The organism is Streptosporangium sp. NPDC001559 (genome assembly GCF_042893955.1).
GTDB lineage: Bacteria > Actinomycetota > Actinomycetes > Streptosporangiales > Streptosporangiaceae > Streptosporangium.
The window spans coordinates 20,321-40,882 of the sequence record NZ_JBIAVG010000002.1; the positions used below are offsets into that span (position 1 = coordinate 20,321).

Sequence of the window (20,562 nt, forward strand, 5' to 3'; positions counted from 1 at the left end):
TCACCCCACCCTCAGCCGCCGCACCGGCGGATCGACGAGTTCGGCCTCGCCCTCGGCGAAGCAGCGCAGCCAGTACGGCCCCGCCCGGCCGGGCCCCGGCGTCTCCAGCGTGACCGGGACCTCCAGGTCGCTCCACTCGGCCAGGACGACGCCGTCGGCGGCGGAAACGGGCTGGACGCGGCCCCGCCGCAGCACGAGCGACAGGCGTGCCAGCCGTACGGGGCGTTCGCAGGTGAGCGTGAGCACCAGGCGGCGCCGCCAGGGCGGCCCCTGCCACGTCACGTCGTAGCGCACCGGCGGTCTGGCGGGCAGCCGTACGGAGGACGCCGGGCCGAAGACGTGTCCCCCATCAAGGAACAGGGCCGGGGCCACCTCGACGGTCAGCTCCTCGTCCTCGGGGAAGGCCAGTCGGACGCCGCCCCGGCCGTGGTAGAGCGCGGAGGAGACGATCCGCTCCCGGCCGTTCCAGCGCACCAGCGCCTCGCTCACCTCGGGTGGCCAGACGAATCCCACGTACACGACCTCGCCCCGGCGTTCCGCGGTGAGACCGGCGACGGGCGGCAGGCTCACGTGCTCACGGTGGCCGCCGATCGCGGCCAGCCCGCCCGCGACGGTCACCGCGAGCAGGACGGCGCCGACCCCGGCGGGCCGGACCGTCAGGCCGTCCCGGTGCGGAGACGAAGGCACGGTACGGCTCGCCGCGCGCAGGCCGGCCACCGGGACCGTCGTCCCCGGCGGCCAGGGCGGCTCACCCGGAAGGGCGACGATCTCCAGGGCGCCGGTCGCGGGCGTCTCGCAGCGCACGAGGAACGCCCCCGGCTCCTCGGGGTCGGGTTCGAGGGCGAACGAGCGGACCGCCTCCGGGCGCAGGACGAGTGGTTCGGCGCCCGAGGGCGCGGCGGCGGCCTCACCGCGGCGGGCGACCACCTCGTAGCGCAGGGCGGTGCCGACGACGGGTGTCTCGTCGAGGAGGGAGCATCCGGCGACGACGGCCAGCCAGGCGCCGTTCCTTCGCACCTCGTAGCCGATCTCCCCGACCTTGGACGCCGAGGGCTCCCACGAGACCAGGACACCCTCCGCGCGCGCCTCGGCCGTGACCGGCCCGGCCGGGTGCGGGGCCAGCCTCGCCTGGAGCTCCCGGGCCTCCGGCAGGCCGGGCACGCCGGCGAGCGCGTCCCGCAGCATCAGCCAGGCCTGGTCGGGGTCCGTGCCGTCCCGCACGGCCTCGGCCCTCAGGCGCACGGCCGTGTCCAGCCTGGTCTGGGCCTCGGCCACCAGGTCGCCGACCTCGCCGGAGAGCGCGGCCCCGTCCAGGGTCCGCGCGAGATCGACGGCGCCGACGACGTCCCCGCCGTCGATCAGCTCCTTGAGCCGGGCCGCCGTGTCACCCGGCGCGCCGCCGTACCGGCTCTCGTGCCGGACCGCGAAGACCAGCCCGCGCGCCTCGTCGAGGGCCAGGCCGAGATGTCCGACGGCGTACCGTACGAGGGTGCCGTCGTCGGCGTGTTCGCGGGCCCGCTCCCGCACCCGGGCCACGAGGTCGTGACGCACCAGCTCAGCCGGGTCGGGCACGGTGCTCAGCGCGGTCAGCACGGTCTCGGCCTGGGTCGTCAGCGTCCCCCTCGGCTCGGCCGCCCACCTGGCCCGCACCCCTTCGAGGGTGTCACCGCCGAGCGGCGTCCCGTCCGGCAGGGAGAAGCCGCCGAGCACCCGCGTCTCCCGGCAGGCGTCACCGAACACGAAACGCGCCAGATGCCGTTCGCCCAGCGTGTCGAGGGCCGCGCGGACCTCGCCGTACCCCGCGTACGGCGGAGCCTGCGGCAGCCGGTCGGGCTCGCGCGCCTCGATTCCGAGCTCGCCGCACAGCGCGAGGGTCTCCTCCGCCCCGAGTCCGGTGTCCTGCGCGATGCGTTCCACGACGTCGGGAAGGACCAGGCGCAGGCGGCCCGCGGCGGCCCGCAGACGCTCCTCGGCGTCCGCGCGCCGCCTGGCCGCGTGCTCCGCCGTCTCCGCCAGGGCCGTGCGCAGCGGGCCGAGATCCCCCCGTTCGGCGGCGGAGAAGATCTCCCGGTATCTCCCCTGGTCGTCGGCCTCAAGCCGGTTGACGAGCCGTTTGAACTTCAGCTGCCCCCTGGCCAGCCGCCAGCTCTGCCGTACCCGCCTGACGGTCTCGGTGACCTCGGCGGCGCTCATCGTCTCGTCCACCCGGTAGCGCACGCGCGGGTCGTCGGGGAGCGCGCCACCGGGGCGGCGGGCCGGTTCGAGGACCTCCTCGACGTACCGGTCGTGGTCGAAGGACATCGGGGCCGCCTAGCCGACCCGCACCCGGGACAGCCGGGTATGGGACGCCTCGACCTCCTCCTCGGACATGCCTCCTATCTGGACCCGCAGGTCGAGTCGTTCGCCGGTCTCCCGCTCCCTGGCGGTCACGCGCAGCAGGCCCGAGGAGTCCAGGTCGAAGGTGACCTCGATCGGCCAGCCCCTCGGCTTGCCCGGCGGGATCGGCAGCCGTCCTCCGGCGATCCTGACGTTGTCGTCCGGGCGCCGCGACTCGGTGCTTCCCGCCTGCTCCATGATTTCGACGTCGACCACGGTCTGGTCGGGGACGACGGTGTAGAACTCCTCGGTCACGGACGCGGGAAGAGGGTCGTTGGCGTGCACGAGGTGGAGCACGCGCGGTGGCTCGCCGCTCTCACCGGTCAGCACGATGCCGAAGGCCCGGGAGGCGACCGTCCTGATCGTCGTGCCCGCGATCCGCTCGCGCCGCTCCGCCGTCAGCCCGGCCCGGGAGGCGACCGCCTCGGCCCCGGCGTGGTCGCCCGAGCGCAGCAGGCGCCGGTAGGTCTCCTCGAAGGCGTACAGCGCGGCCCCCTTGGCCACCGCCAGGTCGGGGTCCTGGATCAGGACCGGGACCCCGAACGCCAGCCGCAGCGCCTCGGAGACGGCGGGCATCTTCGTGGAGCCGCCCACCAGGATGAACTGGTCGTAGTCGCGCACCCCCCTCGCCGCCGCCGTCTCCATCGTCCGCCTGGTTATCTCCACGGTGCGGTCGAGAAGGTCCCCGGTCAGCTCCTCAAGGGTCTCCCGGGTGAACTCGACCCGGGTGGCCCTGCCCTCGTGCGTGACCCGCACGACGTGCCGGTTCCTTGAGGAGAGGGTCTTCTTCAGAGCCTCGGCGTCCGCCCGGAGCTGCTGCTCGGCCTGCGCGTCGTCCAGCGGGTTGCCGACGTCGGGGTGCTCCAGCGTGAACTCCTCGACGAGGTGCTCCATCAGCCGTTCGTCCCAGTCGGTGCCGCCGAGTTCGTGGTGGCCGTCGGTGCAGACCACCTCGATGTTCCCTCCCCTGAGCGTGATGACCGTGGTGTCGAAGGTGCCGCCGCCCAGGTCGTAGACGAGGATCGTGCGGTCCAGCTCCGGGTTGAGCAGGCCGTAGGTGATGGCGGCGGCCACGGGCTCGGAGACGACGTCCACGACGTTGAGCCCGGCGATCTCGCCCGCCTTGCGGGTGGCGTCGCGTTCGGCCGCGCCGAAGTAGGCCGGGACGGTGATCACCACGTCGCGCACGGCCTCCCCGGTCGCGACGCGGGCGTCGTCGGCCAGCTTCCTGAGGATGAACGCCGAGATCTCCTCGGGGGTGTAGGTCCTGCCGTGTCTCGTGTGCGGGGTGCCGTGCGCCATCTCCCGCTTGATCAGGCTGACCGTCAGGCCGGGTTCGAGGACGGAGCCGTCCTTGGCGGCCGCGCCGACCACCACGTTGTCCGCCGATTCGAAGAACACCACCGACGGGACGGTGTCGGTGCCCTCAAGGCTGCGCAGCACCGTGGGCCTGCCGGTCTCGTCCACCCGGGCGATGCAGGAGTAGGTGGTCCCGAGATCGATGCCGTAGGCGGTCATCCGGCGCCCCCGCTGCTTCCGCGTAGTTCCGCGACGACGGTGAGCGGCTCGGTGAGCAGCCGGCCGGGCCTGCGGATGAGGTGGCTGAGCTGCCGGTGCCCCAGGCCGAGCACGGCGTGCTCCCCGTCGGCCGCGGCGAGCAGGACCGGCCCGACGAGCAGTACGGCCAGCGGTGTGTCCTCCAGGACCTCGACCAGCTCCGCCGCGAGGTCGGAGCCGGGGGCCTCCCGGTCCGCGGCGCGGCGCAGCTCGGCCTCCAACTCCTCGGAGGTGGCGGCCCTGCCCGCGTCCGCCGCCCTGATCGTGACCGTCTGGAACCACGGGTCGGTGACGGGCTCGGACTCCCCGGCGACGGTCCATCCGCAGGATCGGACGAACCGGTCGAGGGCGTCCCGGACGTCGGCGTGGCCGTCCTCCCGCCCGAGACAGAGGACGACGCGCTGTTCGCGGGGCGGCTCACCGCCCATGTCGGACAGCAACGCCGAGCGCTGGTCGGTCAGGGCCCGCTTCAACGCGGCCTCGACGCGGCCTCCCGACGGCCCGCGGGCGATCTCCGGCCGCCGTGGGCCGTTCAGCGCGGTGTTGATCACCTCCTGCGCGACCTGGAGCGGCATGTACTGCAGGATTCCCTCCGCGTTGCCGCCGACGTAGGTCGGCACGCCTATCTCCTTGAGGTGGGACATGAACCGCTCCATGGCGACGTGGTCGGCGCCGAGGAGCCGGACCTGCTCCTCAAGGATGACGGCCTCCAGCCTGCGGCGTTCCCGCTCGGTCCTGATCTGCTTCCGCTTGATCTCCTCCTCGATGTCGGCGTTCTCGCTCTCGTGCTGGAGCCGCTGTTTCCGGGTGCGCGCCTCGACGTTGGCCTTGCGCAGCTCGTGGATGGTCGTGTCCTCGGGTTCGAACTCGCCGATGGTGGTGCTGATCGCGGTGACCTGCCAGTCGCCGAGCGCCTCGCGCACCTGCCCGGCGAGTTCGAGCCGGATCGGCTCGGGACTGTCGAGGAAGTCGAGGGTCAGGCGGCCCGCCGCCGCGCGCTGGAAGTAGCTCTCGACCGTCTGGGCCAGGACCTTGTCGATGAACCGCCGCACCGGGGGGTCGTCCTGGGCGGTCTTCTGCTCGCCCACCCGGCTGACCAGCACGGGGGCGGCCCTGGCCGGGATCTGGATGGTCTGGCTCATGTCGAAGCGCACCCAGTAGCCCTCGACGTTGATCCGGATCTGGTCCAGCGAGGAGTCCAGGTTGGTCGGCCGTTTCTGCTCCGGCCTCTTCCAGTCGAGGACGAGGACGCGGGTGGGGATCTGCACGACCCTGGCGAACCAGGGGTTGATCCGGTAGTCGCCGCCGCCGAGGGTCTCCTCCTGCACCCCCCGCTGTCCTCCGCCGTCCAGGAAGACCGTGGGGAGCTGGAAGCTCGCGTGCCCCGGCACCCGGCGGCCGAGCGCCCCCTCCTCCTCTCCCGCGGGTTCGCCCTCACGGACCACCACGACCCCGGTGGTGCCCTCCGGAATGGTGATCTCCCTGAGGTCGTCGTCGGTGAGGCCGTGCCTGCCCTCCACGGGGGTGTGCACGGTGATCACTTCGAACAGCTCCGTGTTGATGGCGTAGGAGGCGCCGCCGCGCAGGACTCCGGGCTGCCTGCCCCGGGTTCCGCCGTTGCGCAGGAACGCCACGCCGTCCTGGAAGTCACGGCACTCGACGTGCGGGGCGAGGTTCCTGACGGGGGAGGGCGGGGCGCCGTCCCTGGCCACGACGACGCCGATCGTCCCGAGCGGCACCTCGGTCCGCCTGGCCACCGTGACCTCGTACAGGACACCCGGCAGCACGTGGATGCGGTCCGACTGCAGGACCGCCGCCTGGACACCCGGGGAGGTCTCCTGGACGCGGATCTCGCGGCCCTCGTCCTCCGGGTGTATCCGGCCGACCCTGCGGCGGACGATGCCGATCTCTCCCTTGGAGAGCTTGACGACAAGCCCGGACATCATCGCCGCCCTCTCATCTTCCTCAGTCGCAGATGGACCGCCATCGCCGTCTGCCTCCACTGGTCGTGCCAGCCTCGGTGGTGTTCGAGCTGCGGGTTGCGCAGCGTGGGGAGGAAACCCGCGGGGAGCGGTCCCGGCGGCACGAACTCCCCGTATCTCGGTGTCGCCTCACGGCCCCTGCGCCAGCCGAGGGCGTCGGCCAGCGCGAAGAAGTCACCGGCGTGCCCGGCGGGCGTACCCGGAGGAGGGCCGCCGTAGCGGGCCAGCTGCGCTTGGAACCCCTGCGTCCCGTCCATGGAGCGGGCCCAGACCGCGTCCACCTCCTCCAGCAGGCCGTACGGCAGGAGCTCTCCGTCGAGCCGGCGCATCCAGCCGTCCCCGAGCCGTCCGGCGGCGTCGAGGAGAAGGGTCGTCGTCCAGATGTCGGCGTGTTCGAGGTCGCCGCCGTCCAGGAGGGAGGTGAGTTTCCTTACCGAGGCCCTACCGGTGACGTGCGGGACCGGGATCGGCGCCCTGGACGGTGCCTTCCGAGGCGGTGCCTCCCAGGACGGTGTTCTCCGAGGCGGTTCGGAGAGCGGCGGGGGAGCCGCCCCGGTGGCCGCGTCGCGGACCTCCCGCAGGACGCGCAGGTAGTCCTCGCCGGGCGTCCCGCCGTCGCGGGCGTCACAGTGCCGGGTGGCGCCGAGGATGTAGAGGGGTTCCCCGCGCAGGAGGACGGGGAAGAACCTGCGGTTGCGCCGCTGGCCCTCCAGGACCTCTCCGATCACCCGGCTGGATCTCTCGGCGTCGGGTGAGACGAGCACGATGACGCCCAGGGCCTGGGAGATGCGCCGCCTGGTCTCCTCGACGGAGTCGTCGCCCCACCTCACATGGGTGTCGTGCCACACGGGCACCCCCTGGAGGCGCAGGTACTCGCCGAGCCGCTCCGCGTAGGCGGCGTCCTCGGCGCAGTAGGAGAGGAAGAATGCGGGTCCGGCGGCCTCGTCCCCCGGCGGGGGAGCGCCCGGGGCGGTCCTGAGCCACTCCTCCAGCCCGGCCCGGACGCCGACACCGGTCAGCCGTGTGGACAGGGCGGTGACGATCCTGGTGAGCCGGTCGTCTCCGTGAGGTTCCGTGCGGAGCTCCTCGGCGACGAACCTGATGGCGTCCCACGGGGAGCTGAGGTCCCTCGGCCGGGGAGTGCCGGGAAAGGTCCCCATGACCAGTTCCGTGAGGTCGGCGCCGGTCCGGGCGTCGTGGACGATCGCCCGCAGCCGGACCCGCGCGTCCCTGGACAGCCAGGGGAGGTCGAGGAGGTCGTCGATGTCCTCCCAGTGGCGGCGGATCGTCTCGACGGGAATCATGCGGCCGGTGCGACGGCTCTCGGCGTGTGAGGCGTCCGAGATCACGCCGAGGACCTCGCCGCTGTTTTCCTCGTATACGCCGGAACCGCTGAACCCCTCCCGGGGAAACTCCGCGTGCCCCGTGGCGGCCTCGATGTGCAGCCATTCACCGATTCCGTGCGAGGAGGTCACCCTTAGCCGGAGAACCGAGCCGAAAGGACCCGCGTCCCTCGGAAAACCGTGAGCGTTCAACTCGGCGGCGGTGCCGGGCCGGAGGGAGAACCTGGCCGGAGAGAGATCGACTTTTTCGGGCAGTTCGAGAACGGCGATGTCGCCGGGGTCTCCGGGACGTCGCCAGGGACCCGTGTACGAGACGTCCACGGGGATGTTCTGGAGGTCTCCCCGGCCCGTCTGCACGAAGCTGACGGTGAGGTCCGAGCAGCCCCACACGAGGTGCGCGCAGGTCAGCAGGTGCCCGGCGTCCACCAGGACGCCCGCGCCCGTGACCAGTGACCGGTCACGTTTCCCGGTGATCCGGGCCCGCCACGTGGTGAGCACGGCTCATCCGCGGTGCTCGTGGTTTTGCGTCCCCGACCACTTGACCCTGACGGTGAGGTTCCCCTCGACGGACGCCTTGGCGATGACGGCCCCCGCCTCCGTGCCCAGCTTCACGCCGAACTCGACCTCGACCTCGTCCGGGCCGATCGCGCTCTCACGGAAGGTCCTCAGGGCGGTCTCCGCCGCGCCCCTGACGTGTTTGAGGGCGTCTTCGAATCGTTGTCTCGCGTCGTAGATGACCCGGTCGCCGGTCGAGGAGACCGGGACCCAGTCCGTGACGTACTCCTCGTCCGTTTCGACGACCACCGTTCCGCCGTCGATCTCCCACCGTACGAGCTGTTTGGCCATATGTCCTCGTCTGTATCCGTCACTGGACGACCCGTCCCCGAGGAATACCGGTCTTAATATCAAAATATAACAAGATCAATATTTCCGTAAAGGGGAATATGCCATGTCCGGCCTGATGGTGATTTTTCTGTCGTGTCCTGAAATTCGCACTCTGTGGGAGTAATCGGGAATTCTTCCAATCGAGGGATTTTCGTCGTGCCCGAAGGGGCCGGAGGGATCGCGGGGGTCTGACTCGGGGCGGTGCGTCCACGGTGATCCGGTGGGTGACCGGCGCGGCGGATGGTCTTCGGCGACCGTCGCCGGGAACCTTGTCCCGGGTTTGCGATGGACCATGGAACGTTCCGCATCGACGAGGGGGACACGTCATGATGAAACACCTGTTCGCCGCCGCGATCCTGGCGACGGCGACGATGGGTCCGGTGCCCGCGCGGGCCGGCGTTCCGGAGGGCGGTGCGGCCGAGGCCCCCTGGGGGACGATCTCCTACCAGAGGACCGGCGGTTTCGCCGGGATCCGCCAGACGCTCGTCGTCGACGGGAACGGCCTGGCCCGCGGCGGCTCCGCGGGCACCACCAGGACCTTCAGGCTCACCCCGGCCGAACTCGGCTCCCTGCGGCGGGGGCTGGACCGCATCAGGACGTGGTCGTCCTCCACGGCGGGCTGCGACGTTCCCGACCACTTCACCTACACCCTGGAGTACCACGGCAGGCGCGCCGTCCGCTGTCACGAGCCGCCCGCCGACTGGCGGCCCGCGATCGCCCGGCTCGACGAGGTGATCGCCCGGCACGTCACCGCCCCGGCCACCTCCGGCGACTGAGTCCGGTACGGCCGGTCGCGCCCCGCCGTACATGGGGTGCGACTTAGGGGTTATGGGTGTTTTGTCGCTAAGAAAAAGAGTTGTCGGAATAGCCGGTTTCTGACACAGTGCCCGCGTGCTTTCCCCCGTCGCGGCCCCTACCCGTCTGTGGACCAGGAACTTCCGCCTCTACTTCGTCGCCCGCATCGTGTCGATGCTGGGCGACGCGATGTTCCCGGTCGCCCTCTCGGTCGCGATGCTCTCCCTCGGCTACGGGGTGAGCGGCGCCGGATTCGCACTGGCCGCCTGGATGGGGGCCTTCGCCCTCTTCGTGGTGTTCGGCGGAGTGCTGGCGGACCGGTTCCACCCCCGCCCGCTGATGATCGGCTCGGACGCGGCCCGGTTCCTGATCCAGGGCTCGCTCGCGCTCTATCTGGGGCTCGGCCACCCGCCGGTGTGGTTCATCATCGTCACCTCGGTGCTCGGCGGGATGGCGACCGCGATGTTCCAGCCGGGCGTCTCCAGCCTGGTGCCGCAGGTCGCCGCCGACCCGCAGCAGGCCAACGGGGTGCTGAAGGTGAGCGAGGGCCTGTCCACGATGGCCGGTCCCGCCATCGCCGGAACGCTCCTGGCCGTGACCTCGGCGGGCTGGGTGTTCGCCATCGACGCCGCGACCTTCGCCGTCAGCGGGATCTGCCTGGTGGCGCTGCGGCTACCCGCCTTCGAGGTCGACCGGTCGGCCACGACCCTGCAGAACCTGCGCACCGGCTGGAAGGAGTTCCGCTCCCGGTCCTGGCTGTGGGGGGTCATCCTGATCTGGTGGGTGCTGGGGGTGTTCGTCTGGGGGCCGATCACCCCCCTCGGCGCGGCCTCCATCATCGCCGCGCACGGCAAGGCGGCGTTCGGCTTCGCCGAGGCCGCGTTCGGGGCGGGCTGCGTCCTCGGCGGGCTGGCCGCGCTCAGGCTGCGCCCCTCCCGTCCCCTGTTCGGCGGCGGGGTCGCCATGTTCCTCTTCCCGCTGATGCCGCTGGCCGCGGCGCTGGTCCCCTCCCTGCCGCTGCTCATGCTCGGGTACGGCGTCAGCGGCCTCGGCTGGGCGTTCTGGGGTGTCCAGTGGGCCACGACCGTGCAGACCCACATCCCCGCCGACCGCCTCAACCGGGTGACGGCCTACGAGATCGCCGGGTCGATCCTGGCCGTCCCGTTCGGCCAGGCGATCGCCGGTCCCGCCAGCGCGCTGTTCGGCATCAGGGACATGCTGCTGGCCGCCGCCGTGATCGCCCTTGGCTGCGCCGCGGCCCTCGTCGCCGCCTGGCCCATCCGCCGCCTGCCCCGCCTCGGCAAGGGGTCCTGAGGGCCGTTCAGAGCAGGTAACGGGCCAGCCCCGCGATCGGGTGCGGCCGGGACAGCAGCTCGCGCAGGGCGTCGAGCTCGGTGCCCCAGGAGTGCCGGGGGTTGCCGAGGCCGTCGCCCGCCAGGCCCGCCTGCCGTACGGCCCGCTCCCAGATCCTGTCGTCGCCGGTGCCCGCGGCCCCCTCGAGGCCCTCCAGCGCGCTCGGCCCCCCGGCCTCGGTGACCAGCGACGACAGCAGGTGCGGCCAGTTGACGGTCAGCGCCGCGAGCTTGGCGACCTCGGCGTCCGAGGCGGGCGCCGCCCCGGCCAGCGCCCGGCGGTAGGTCAGGAAGGAGTAGAACCGGAAGACGTTCACATAGCGCTTGATCTGCCGTGGGTTGGAGAACGTCAGCGCGGGCAGCACGAACTCGATCGCCCGGTAGGCGTTCTCGTCGCTGTAGAGGTCGTCGAAGACCCGGTCGGCCGCCTCGCGCGCCGCCGAGGACAGCCCGCCGATCACGTCGCGGCTCTCGACGCCCAGTCTCTCCTGCGCCAGCCTCGCCGCCTCGTCCAGGGTCGTGGCCGTGGGCCGCAGCGCCCAGATCGCCTCCTCAAGTCGGCTCACCTGGACCGGGTCCGGCGGCTCCGCCGGGCCTGGCAGCGGGTCGGCGATCGGCGGGTCGGCGGGGGAGCGCGGCGGCGCGACGAACGGCGCGTCCTGCCCCTCCACGGGGTCGGGCACGCCCAGCAGGGCCCGGACGAAGGCGGGCAGCCGGTCGGCGTCGTCGAGCAGCGGCACGCTCAGCGGCAACTGCACGATCTTCTCCAGGAACCGCCACCCCAGCCCGGCCCCGGAGGCGGGCCGCGCCTCGGTCAGGTCCCGGTAGGCGGCCTCGACGTGCGCGACCACCGCCTCGGGCTCCATCGCCAGCACGAAGACGCAGTTGGGGAACTCACCGGCGAGGAACAGATTGATCGCCTCGATGACCTGCGCGACCGTCCCCGGCGAACACCGGTCGAGGTCGTCGACGAACACCACGAGCGGCCGTTCCTCGGTGGCGACCAGGTCGAGCACGTGCCGCATGTCCGTCTGCACCAGGTGCAGGAACCCGGTCCTCGACCGGTAGCCGGGACCGGTCACGGCCTCGGCGAAGAGCCCGCCCGCGTCCCGGGCCAGCGGGTCCGGCCTGCGCACCAGCTCGGCGAAGGCGTTGTCGGCCGACTCGCCGAAGAACCGCGCCAGCCGTACGGCTCCCGCCCCGAGCACACCGGCCGAGCCAACGGTGCCGACGGCGGCGGCGAGGTGCCGGATCATCTCCCCGGCGGCGGGCAGCAGCGCCGAGGCCGCCAGCAGCGCGCCGGTCAGCACGAGCCCCGCGACCAGGCAGAGGGCGGGCGGCGCGAGCCGGGTCAGCGCCAGCCGGTAGGCGCGCCGCCGGACCGCCTCCCTGTCGATCCTCGCCAGGTTGAGCCGCAGCCAGAAACGCTCCCGTTCCGCCCTCGGCAGCCGCTCGGTGACCTGGCTGATGATCTCGTGGGCGAGCCCGGCCCAGACCTGCTCGCCGTTCTGGTACATCCAGGGGTTGAACCAGACGGTCGGGCGCCAGTCGGCCTGCCGTACGGGAAGGCGGCCGGGTTCGGCGCGCACCGCGCCCTCCCCGTCCTCCGCCCGGCGCCGTCCGGCGTGGGCGAGCACCTCGGCGTTGGTCGGCGTCCTGCCCGCACGGGCGCCGGGAGGGCCGATTCCCGGCAGGTGGATCCTCGCCGGGGCGTTCCCCGCGGCCCCCGGGTCCAGCAGGTCCTGGATCATCCGCATCAGGGAGGTCTTGCCCGCCCCCCACGGTCCCTTGACGCCGATGGTGAGCGGGGGCCGGGTCTCCGGGTGCCTGACGAACGCGGCCACGGCCTCCGCGTAGAGCCGGTGCCCGAGCTGGTCCTGCGTGGTCCACCGGTCGGCCGTCAGCCGGGCCCTCGGCGGTACGGCCCGCAGCCCCGCCCGTCTGCGGCGCAGCAGCGCGGAGGTCTGCGCGCGCTCGGCGGGCGTCAGCCGTGAGTAGCCGAAGGCCCGCACGTCCGGGTGGGCGAACGTGGTGCGCTCGCCGAGCAGCCCCCACCGGTCGAGCTCGGCCGCGTCGCCGAAGACCTCCTCGACCGACTCGTCCTCGGCCAGCAGCGAGGCCACCCGCAGCAGCCGTCTGCCCGCCTCGCTCAGGTGCAGCTCGTAGACGCGCCTGACGACCTCGGCCCCCGACGCCGGCGCCACGGCGTCGCCGAGCCCCGCGGCGGCCCGCGCGAGGGCGGCGGGGACGGTCGGGGCCGGGCCGGGGCCGCCGGTCAGCGGGACGTCGGCCACGGCGCCGTAGGCGATCAGGATGGGGACGCGGGCGGCGCAGGCCGCCGCGTAGCGCTCCAGGGCGTAGGCGTGCAGCTCGCCGACGGTGATCACGCCGTCGCCGTCGAGGTCGGCGGCCCTGGTCGCCAGCCCCTCCGCGATCACGTCCGTCAGGCTCCGCGCGGGCCCCCTCGGCGTCTCGCCGACCTTCAGCGTCAGTGTCAGGGCCGCCGCCGCCATCCTGGGCTCACCGGCGACCGCGAGCCGCCGCACGGGGGAGGCCGTCTCCTCCAGGGCGCTCCAGCCGAAGTCGACGACCAGCAGCACGGCCGTGGCCAGCGACCGGCCCACCCGCCTGCCGAACGCGCCGATCATGGCCCCGAGCTGCCTGGACGTCCAGCCGCCGTCCGAGGGCAGCCGGATCAGCAGCAGGTCGTCCTCCCGGGCCGAACCCAGGAACTCCCACACCCGCTCGCCGTCCCACCGCGCGCCCCGGCCGTACTCGGCCTCGACGGCGAAGCCCTCGGCGCGCAGCGCGCCCGCCAGGCGGGCGTCGGGACACGCGAGGGCCTCCTGCGGGGAGGGATCCGGCGCGTCGAGAAGGACCAGGGCCCGGCGGCCGCCCTCGGCGGGAACGGCCCGGGCCGCCGGATCGGCGAACGTGAGTCCCTCGCTCAACGGTGCCCCCCGCTCTGACGACGGTGTGATCTCCACTGTGAACGCCCGGGTGGCGGTGATCGGGGACATCGGGCATGGAACGCCCGGTTTTGGGAAACGCTTGCTCTCCGGTTTCCGCAAAGTTTGAGCGGGGGGAGTCGCCCTGTTCACATGGGTCCGATCGACTGGCCGTCTACCGTGAAGGTGACGAGGAGGAGCGATGCTTCGCCGTACGTTCGTGCGCACCGGGGAGCCCGCGACGGGAACGGCCTTCGCGGGACCTCTCCGGTGGGGCGCCGCCGACGCCTCCCGCGGCGGCCTGGCCGTGCTGTCCGGCCCGTACGGCCCGCCGAGGCCCCCGGACGCCAACGGGGTCGTGCTGCCCGAAGGCTTCTCCAGCCGGGTCGTCGCCCGCACCGGCCACCGGGTCGGCGGGGTGCTCTGGCACCCGGCCCCCGGAGACGGCGCCTGCTTCCCCGACGGGGACGGCTGGGTCTACGTGTCCAACTCGGAGATCCCGCTGCTCGGCGGCGCGACCGCGATCAGGTTCAGGCCCGACGGGAGCGTGCACGGCGCCTACCGCGTGCTGTCGGGAACCGACCTCAACCGCGCCGGGGCCGCGACCCCGTGGAAGACCTGGCTCTCGTGCGAGGAGACCGCGCGCGGGCAGGTCTTCGAGTGCGACCCGTACGGCGTGCGCGCCGCGATGCCGCGCCTGGCCATGGGCCGCTTCAGGCACGCGGGAGCGGCCTGCGACCCGGTCAACCGGGTGGTCTACCTGACGGAGGACGAGCCGGACGGCTGCCTCTACCGGTTCGTCCCCGCCTGCTGGGGAGACCTGACGACCGGCAGGCTCGAGGTGCTCTGCGTCCTGCCGGACGACGGTTCGACGGCCTGGCGGCGGGTGCCCAACCCCGCCGCGCTGCTTGAGGCGACCCGCCACCAGGTGGACACGGCCCACAGGTTCCAAGGGGGAGGCGCCTGCCACTACTCGGCCGGGGTGTGCCTGTTCACCAGCGGCGACGACGGACGGGTCTGGGCCTACGACACCCTGCGGGAACGGCTCGAAACCGTCGAGACCGCCGAGGCCGGGGACCTCATGGAACTCGTCCTGGCCGGCCCCGGCCGGACGGCCGCCCCCTTCCTGCGGGTCGAGGGGCACCCCGGCTCGGAGATCACCGGCCCCGCTCTCTCCCCGGACGGCACCCGCCTGTACTTCTCCTCCCAGCGTGGCCGCCGGGACGACGCCGCGGGCACCGACGGCGTCACCTACGAGGTCACCGGCCCCTTCCCCCGCTGACGGCCCGGCGGGTCACGCCGCCGAGGCGGCCCGCCGTACGACCTCCGTCAGCTCCTCGCGCAGCGCCGCGAAGGACTCCCCGCCGCGTGGACGCTCCTCGTACGGCAGGCCGGAGGCCCGGTCGAAGACGACCCGCCCCGGCCTGCCGCTCAGCGCCAGCACCCGGGTGCCCAGGTAGACCGCCTCGTCCACGCTGTGCGTGATGAACACGACCGTGGTCCCGGCCCGCCGCCACAGCTCGCGTACCTCCTCCTGCATGCGTTCTCTGGTGAAGGCGTCCAGCGCGGCGAACGGCTCGTCCATCAGCAGCAGCGCGGGTCCGGGGGCCAGCGCGCGGGCGATGGCGGCCCGCTGCTGCATCCCCCCGGACAGTTCGTACGGCCTGGCCCGCCCGACGTCGCCGAGCCCGGTCGTCTCGAGCAGCTCGGCGACCCTGGCCCGTCTGTCCGCCTTCGGCAGCCCCCGCAGCCCGAAACCCACGTTCCCGGCGACCGTCAGCCAGGGGAAGAGCCGGTGCTGCTGGAAGACGTACCCCCTGGTGGGGTCGGGACCGGTGACCGGCGCTCCTGAGGCGGTGATGCTCCCCGACGAGGGCGCGGCGAAGCCCGCGACCAGCCGCAACAGCGTGCTCTTGCCACACCCGGAGGGCCCGACGACCGTGACGAACTCACCGGGGGCGATCTCCAGGTCGAGGGGGCCGAGGGCGGTGACCGTACCGCCCCGGCCTCGGCCCCGAACCCGGTACGTGTGCGAGACGCCCGAGAGCGCCAGCGCGGGCTCAGCCGCCGGGGAAGGCATCGGCGAGCTCCCGGGTGGCCAGGCTTCTCTGGAAGACGCTCAGGTCGGGCACCGCGTCCACCTTCTTCTGGGTCTTGAGGAACTCGGCCGCGCTGTGCAGGTTCTCGGCCAGCTTCCCCGGGGCGGAGGGCGTGCCGAGGTAGTCGGCGGAGCGCTGTTCTGTGGCGTCGAGCAGCACGAGCTGGCCGAGCTGGCGGGCGGCCTCCGCGGGGTCGAGGTTGAGCTGACGGCCGATCGCCGCGGCCGCGGCGTCCTTGTCGTCCCTGACGAGCTTGACGGCGCGGTCCTGCTGCCGGAGCCAGATCCGCAGCGCCTCGGGGTACCTGCTCGCGAAGTCCTCGCGTACCACCGCCAGGTCGGCGGTCAGCTTGCCGCGCTGGGCCAGCTGCCTGCTGGTGACCAGCGTCGTGCCTCCGTTGCGCTGCAACTCGGCCAGGTTGGGCGTCCAGACGTAGGCGGCGTCGATGTCGCCGCGCTGCCAGGCGGCCTGGATGTCCGGTGGCTCCATGTCGAGGATCTTCACGTCGGCCTCGGTGAGCCCGGCCTCGCCGAGCGCGGCCAGCAGGCTGTAGTGCGAGGTCGAGCCGAACGGCGTGGCGATCCGCCTGCCGGCCAGCCCCTTGACGTCGGTCACGCCGCCGCGCGCCACGAGGGCCTCGTTGTCGCCGATCACGTCGAAGATCCACGGCACCCGGTAGGGGATGTTCAGCGGCGCCGACAGGCCACGGGTGACCGGGCTGCTGCCCGCCAGGCCGATGTCGAGCGAACCGGAGATCACGGCGGTGTTGACGTCGCCGCCGGAGTCGAACTTGCTCCAGACGATCTTCGTGCCGGGCAGGGCCGTCTCAAGCCACCTCTGGTCCTTGACGATCAGGTCCCCGTTGGGGATCAGCTGGTAGCCGATGCGCAGGGTCGCGGGGGACCCGTCCGCCGCGGGCTCGGCCTCCCCCTCACCGGAGCCGCACGCCGTCAGTGTCAGCGCGGCGGCCAGGAGCAGGGAGAACAGGGGGGTCGTGCGTCTCATCGGTGGTGCTCTCTCTCGGGGACCCCGTCCGGGGGTCTCGTTCAGGTACGGCCCCGCCACGGGACGAGGCGGCGGTCGAGCGTCTGCAGCAGGAAGTCGATGAGCAGGCCGGACAGCCCGATGACGAGGATGCCGAGCACCACCACGTCGGTCTGGTTGTAGCGCTGCGCGTCACGGACCATGCCGCCGATCCCGGGCACCCCGTTCACGGTCTCCGCGGCGACGACCGTGGTGTAGGCGACGCCGACGGCGACCCTGACACCCGTGACGATCTCGGGCAGCGCGCTCGGCAGGACCACCCTGAGCGGCAGTTCGCGCCGCCGGGCCCCCAGGGAGCGGGCCGCGTTCAGGTAGTCCTCGTGCACGCCGCGCACCGCGTCCGCCGTGGCGACCGCGACCGGCGGGAGCGCCGCGAGCAGCAGGAGCCAGATCTTGGGCTCCTCGTCGATGCCGAACCAGATCACCAGGAGGCTGAGGTAGGCCAGCGGCGGCAGCGTCCGCACGAACGTCACCAGCGGCCCGAGCAGCGCCCGCAGCGTGGGGACCATGCCGATCAGCAGGCCCAGGACGACACCGCCCGTCACGCCGTACAGGCAGCCGAGGAGAATGCGGCGCAGGCTGACGAGCAGGTGCTCCTGGAGGGTGTAGCCGCTGACGCCCTCGCCGGTCGTGCGCAGGAACTGCTCCCAGACGGCCGCGGGCTCGGGCACGAAGACCGGAGGCCAGATCCGCGCCGCGGCCACGGCCTGCCAGATCGCGGCCAGCGCGACGACCGCCCCGGCCCGCAGGGCGGCCGAGCGCCACAGGCTCGGCGCCCCGCCCGAGCCCCGCGCGGGGACCTCCTCGCCGGTCCTGTCCGCGGGGGGAGCGGTGAGCGTGCCGGGCGCGCTCACGGAACCGGCACGGGGACGGGGGCGGCCAGCCGGGGCAGGACGAAGTCGCCGACCCGCCAGGCCTCCTCCAGATGCGGCCATCCGGACAGGATGAACTCGGACAGGCCGAGTGAGGCGTACTCGCGGATGCGCTCGGAGACCTCCGCGTAGCTGCCGACCAGAGCCGTGCCGGCGCCCTCGCGGACGAGGCCCACCCCCGCCCAGAGGTTGGGTGATATCTCGAGCGCATCCGCGGAACCTCCGTGGAGCCCGGCCATGCGGCTCTGGCCCACGGAGTCCATCCGGGCGAAGCGCGCCTGGGCGGCGGCGATCCGCTCGGGGTCCATGCCGTCGAGCAGGCGCCGGGCGCAGGCCCACGCCTCCTCGGCGGTGTCACGGGCGATGACGTGCAGCCGGATGCCGAAGCGCAGCCCGCGGCCCGCCTCGGCGGCCAGGCGCCGCATCCCGGCGATCCGCTCGGCGATCATCGCCGGGGGCTCGCCCCACATCAGGTACACGTCGGCGTGCTGGGCGGCCACCCGTTCGGCGGCGGGGGAGGCCCCGCCGAAGTAGATCTCCGGTGTGTCGGCCAGCGGGACGGCCAGCCCGCCTCCCTCGACCCGGTAGTGCTCGCCCGCGTGGTCGAAGGGCCCGCCCCGCCAGGTACGGCGCAGCACGCTCAGGAACTCCCCGGTGCGCGCGTAACGGGCGTCGTGGTCGAGGAAGTCGCCGTAGGCGCGCTGCTCCCGGGGGTCGCCGCCGGTCACCACGTTCAGCAGCAGCCGCCCGCCGCTGATCTCCTGGAAGGTCTGCGCCTGCTGGGCCAGCAGGGTCGGCAGCGTGAACCCGGGCCTGAAGGCGACCAGCAGCCTGAGCCGCTCGGTCCGCGCGGCGACGGCGCCGCACACGACAAGGGGGTCGAGGCAGCCGGCCCCGACGGGGGTCAGCACGGCGTCGAAGCCGGAGGCCTCGGCGGCCCCCGCCACCTGGGTCAGGTAGCCGAGCGTCGCCGGGCGGTCCGCCGCCGTCCCCGCGGCGACCGTGGTCGTGGCGGGCCTGACGTGGTGGCCGTCACCGGTGGTCGGCAGGAACCAGTGGAACCGCACCGTCGCCTCCTTCCTCAGTGGATGCTCAGATCTTATCCATATAATACCTATCAAGATAGAAGGAATTGATACGGGGTGGGACCCCGGCTAAAGGTCCATGACCCAGGTCTCCTCGACGACGCCGCCCATGGTGTGCTCCTCGACCCGTTCGAAGCCCGCCGTGCGGTAGATCCGCCGGGCGTCGGTCAGCACGTCCCTGGTGCACAGCATGATCCGCCGGTAGCCCGCCTCGCCCGCGAAGCGCAGGCACTCGTCGACGAGCCGCCCGCCGATGCCCATCCCCCTGGCGGAGGGCTCGACCAGCAGCAGCCTGAGCTGGGCCGTCTCGTCGTCCCTGCGGACGCAGAAGACGCAGCCGACCCGGTCGCCGTCGACCTCCGCGATCCAGGAGGCCTCCCGCCTCGGGTCGTACTTCTCCGCGTAGTCGGCCACGAGCCTGGCGACCCTGGCCTCGAAGCACAGGCCCCAGCCGAACTCCTGGCTGTAGAGCACCCCGTGCCGCTGTACGACCCAGCCCAGATCCCCCGGCCGGGGCGGACGGATGACGTACGGCGCCGCGCTCCTGTTCCTGGAGAGGATCTCCCTGATCGTCGTCATGCTCGCGGCGAGCCGGTCGCGCTCCTCCTCGGTCAGCCCTTCGAGCAGGTCCCGGACCTGCGCGGCCGAACGCTCGTCGACGTTCGTGAACGCGATCCTGCCCGCCTCGGTCAGCGCGACGATCTGCCGCCTGGCGTCGGCGGGCGAGCGCTCACGGGTGACCAGCCCGTCGGTTTCGAAGCGCCCCAGCATCCGGCTGAGGTAGCCGGAGTCGAGTTCGAGCAGCCGCCGCAGCTCGCCGGTCTCCATGCGGTCCCGCAGGTTGAGCTCGCACAGGACCCTCACCTCCGTGAGGGAGTAGGGGGTGTTGACCATGTCCCGGTGGAGAGCGCCGATGACCTCGTTGTAGAAGTGGTTGAACGCGCGTATCCGCGCGACGAGGTTCTCCATGGTTGACACGATCAACTTTCCCGTTGTCCAGGTCAATGAAGGCCCCCGCGAGGGGCATGGAGGAACGAGCGGGACAGGAGATCGCATCCGGGAAAAGCCGGGTGCCCAGGGGCCGAGTCACTGCGCTAAGTTCGCAGACTGGCCGAGAACGGTTGAAGATTTCGGGCGGCCCGAGCCGTCCGACCCAGTGACGGGAGCATGATGGCTGAGGTCGCGTACATCGGCGGATACACCCCCGACACCGGGGGATCGGGCACGGGGATCACCGTGGTCGAGCTGGGCAGTCTCACCAGGCTCGGCACCACGCCCGCCAGCGGGCCCTCCTTCCTCGCGGTCCACCCCCGCCTCCCGATCCTGTACACCGTCGGGGAGAGCGAGCGCGGCACCGTCGGCGTCTACGCCCTCGGTGAGGGCGCCCCCACGCCCCTCGGGCAGCGGCCGAGCGGCGGTTCCTTCCCCTGCCACCTGTCCGTCGACCCGTCGGGGAGGCTGCTCGCGGTGGCCAACTACGGCGACGGCACGGTGAGCGTGCACCGCGTCGGAGCCGCGGGCCTGCTGACCGAGCTGTGCTCCTTCCCCTACCGGGACGGCTCCCACGCCCACCAGACGGTCTTCGGCGCCGACGGTGTCCTCTACGTGCCGGACCTGGGCGCCGGCGAGGTGCGCCGCTACCTCACCGACCCGGACGACGACAGGGTCGTCCCCCACCCCGACGGTCCGGTACGGCTCGCGCCGGGCATGGGCCCCCGGCACATGACCCGTTTCGCGGGCCACTGGTACGTGGCAGGGGAGCTCGACGGCACGGTCCGTGTCTACGACGACGCCTGGAACGAGGTGGCCGCGGCCCCGTCCAGCTCGGCGCCGGGTACGAACTACCCCTCGCACCTCGAGGTCTCCGGCGGGTTCCTCTATGTCGCCAACCGGGGCCCGGACACCGTCTCCGTCCTGTCCCCGCACACCCTGGAGCCGGTCGCGGAGGTCGCCTGCGGCGGGTCGTGGCCCAGGCACTTCGCCATCGCCGACAACCGGATGTACGTGGCCAACCAGCGCTCGGACGGCGTCGCCGTGCTGGTGCTCAAGGACGGCGTCCCGCAGCCCGACCCCGTGGTGTTCGCCACCGGGACCCCCGCGTGCGTGCTCACCCTTCCCTGAAAGTCGCCCTGAGGGCCGTCCTGAGGGGTCCTGGAACGTCCTGGGGCGGGTGAGGACCAAGATCCGGCCAAGTCCCCGGACAATCACGGACAGGCCTCCCCGG

General features: G+C 72.8%; 15 protein-coding genes. 4 read left to right on the plus strand and 11 right to left on the minus strand.

Features of this window, described 5'->3' with window-relative positions; all coding sequences use genetic code 11:
• Genes ACFYY8_RS04180 through ACFYY8_RS04200 form a run of 5 tightly spaced genes read right to left on the minus strand, consistent with a single transcriptional unit; the run spans position 1 to position 8,104 of the window.
• Positions 1-2,301: a hypothetical protein gene (locus ACFYY8_RS04180; protein WP_390036984.1), complete on the minus strand. Its 2,301-nt coding sequence runs from the start codon at positions 2,299-2,301 to the stop codon at positions 1-3.
• A gap of 9 nt (positions 2,302-2,310) precedes the next feature.
• Positions 2,311-3,894 carry an Hsp70 family protein gene (locus ACFYY8_RS04185; RefSeq protein ID WP_390036985.1) on the minus strand — a complete coding sequence of 528 codons (1,584 nt, stop codon included), beginning with the start codon at positions 3,892-3,894 and terminating at the stop codon, positions 2,311-2,313.
• Positions 3,891-5,879, minus strand: coding sequence for an SPFH domain-containing protein (locus ACFYY8_RS04190; RefSeq protein ID WP_390036987.1), 1,989 nt, complete (start codon positions 5,877-5,879; stop codon positions 3,891-3,893). The genes ACFYY8_RS04185 and ACFYY8_RS04190 overlap by 4 nt, the downstream gene beginning before the upstream one ends.
• Positions 5,876-7,756 (minus strand): TIR domain-containing protein, encoded by a 1,881-nt coding sequence (locus ACFYY8_RS04195; protein WP_390036989.1) that lies wholly within the window; start codon positions 7,754-7,756, stop codon positions 5,876-5,878. The genes ACFYY8_RS04190 and ACFYY8_RS04195 overlap by 4 nt, the downstream gene beginning before the upstream one ends.
• A gap of 3 nt (positions 7,757-7,759) precedes the next feature.
• Positions 7,760-8,104, minus strand: a complete 345-nt coding sequence (locus ACFYY8_RS04200) for a CU044_2847 family protein (protein WP_390036991.1) — start codon at positions 8,102-8,104, stop codon at positions 7,760-7,762.
• Positions 8,105-8,469: 365 nt separating this feature from the next.
• Here ACFYY8_RS04200 and ACFYY8_RS04205 point away from each other — a divergent pair, with 365 nt between their 5' ends.
• Entirely contained in the window at positions 8,470-8,919 is a 450-nt protein-coding gene (locus tag ACFYY8_RS04205; protein WP_390036993.1) for a hypothetical protein, read from the plus strand.
• A 115-nt stretch (positions 8,920-9,034) separates the two neighbouring features.
• Positions 9,035-10,252, plus strand: coding sequence for an MFS transporter (locus ACFYY8_RS04210; RefSeq protein WP_390036994.1), 1,218 nt, complete (start codon positions 9,035-9,037; stop codon positions 10,250-10,252).
• A 7-nt stretch (positions 10,253-10,259) separates the two neighbouring features.
• Here ACFYY8_RS04210 and ACFYY8_RS04215 read toward each other — a convergent pair whose 3' ends face one another.
• Complete coding sequence (locus ACFYY8_RS04215) at positions 10,260-13,241, minus strand: P-loop NTPase fold protein (protein WP_390036996.1); 2,982 nt, start codon at positions 13,239-13,241, stop codon at positions 10,260-10,262.
• A 199-nt stretch (positions 13,242-13,440) separates the two neighbouring features.
• On the opposite strand from ACFYY8_RS04215, the gene ACFYY8_RS04220 reads away from it, so the two are divergent.
• A complete protein-coding gene (locus ACFYY8_RS04220; RefSeq protein WP_390036998.1) occupies positions 13,441-14,520 on the plus strand; it encodes an alkaline phosphatase PhoX in 1,080 nt (359 codons plus the stop codon).
• 12 nt (positions 14,521-14,532) lie between these two features.
• On the opposite strand, the gene ACFYY8_RS04225 is transcribed toward ACFYY8_RS04220, so the two are convergent.
• The 5 genes from ACFYY8_RS04225 to ACFYY8_RS04245 all read right to left on the minus strand — a co-directional run bounded on the left by ACFYY8_RS04225 (position 14,533) and on the right by ACFYY8_RS04245 (position 19,307).
• On the minus strand, positions 14,533-15,318 hold the full coding sequence (locus ACFYY8_RS04225; RefSeq protein ID WP_390037000.1) for an ABC transporter ATP-binding protein: 786 nt from the start codon (positions 15,316-15,318) through the stop codon (positions 14,533-14,535).
• A complete protein-coding gene (locus ACFYY8_RS04230) occupies positions 15,299-16,342 on the minus strand; it encodes an ABC transporter substrate-binding protein (RefSeq protein WP_390037002.1) in 1,044 nt (347 codons plus the stop codon). Before ACFYY8_RS04230 ends, ACFYY8_RS04225 begins: the two co-directional genes overlap by 20 nt.
• 41 nt (positions 16,343-16,383) lie before the next feature.
• Positions 16,384-17,235 carry an ABC transporter permease gene (locus ACFYY8_RS04235; protein WP_390037004.1) on the minus strand — a complete coding sequence of 284 codons (852 nt, stop codon included), beginning with the start codon at positions 17,233-17,235 and terminating at the stop codon, positions 16,384-16,386.
• A complete protein-coding gene (locus ACFYY8_RS04240; RefSeq protein ID WP_390037006.1) occupies positions 17,232-18,320 on the minus strand; it encodes an LLM class flavin-dependent oxidoreductase in 1,089 nt (362 codons plus the stop codon). The genes ACFYY8_RS04235 and ACFYY8_RS04240 overlap by 4 nt, the downstream gene beginning before the upstream one ends.
• An 87-nt stretch (positions 18,321-18,407) precedes the next feature.
• The gene (locus tag ACFYY8_RS04245; protein ID WP_362778675.1) at positions 18,408-19,307 is read right to left on the minus strand and encodes a helix-turn-helix domain-containing GNAT family N-acetyltransferase; all 900 of its coding nucleotides are present in this window, start codon (positions 19,305-19,307) and stop codon (positions 18,408-18,410) included.
• Positions 19,308-19,505: 198 nt separating this feature from the next.
• Here ACFYY8_RS04245 and ACFYY8_RS04250 point away from each other — a divergent pair, with 198 nt between their 5' ends.
• Complete coding sequence (locus ACFYY8_RS04250) at positions 19,506-20,459, plus strand: lactonase family protein (RefSeq protein WP_390037008.1); 954 nt, start codon at positions 19,506-19,508, stop codon at positions 20,457-20,459.
• Positions 20,460-20,562 lie beyond the last annotated feature (103 nt).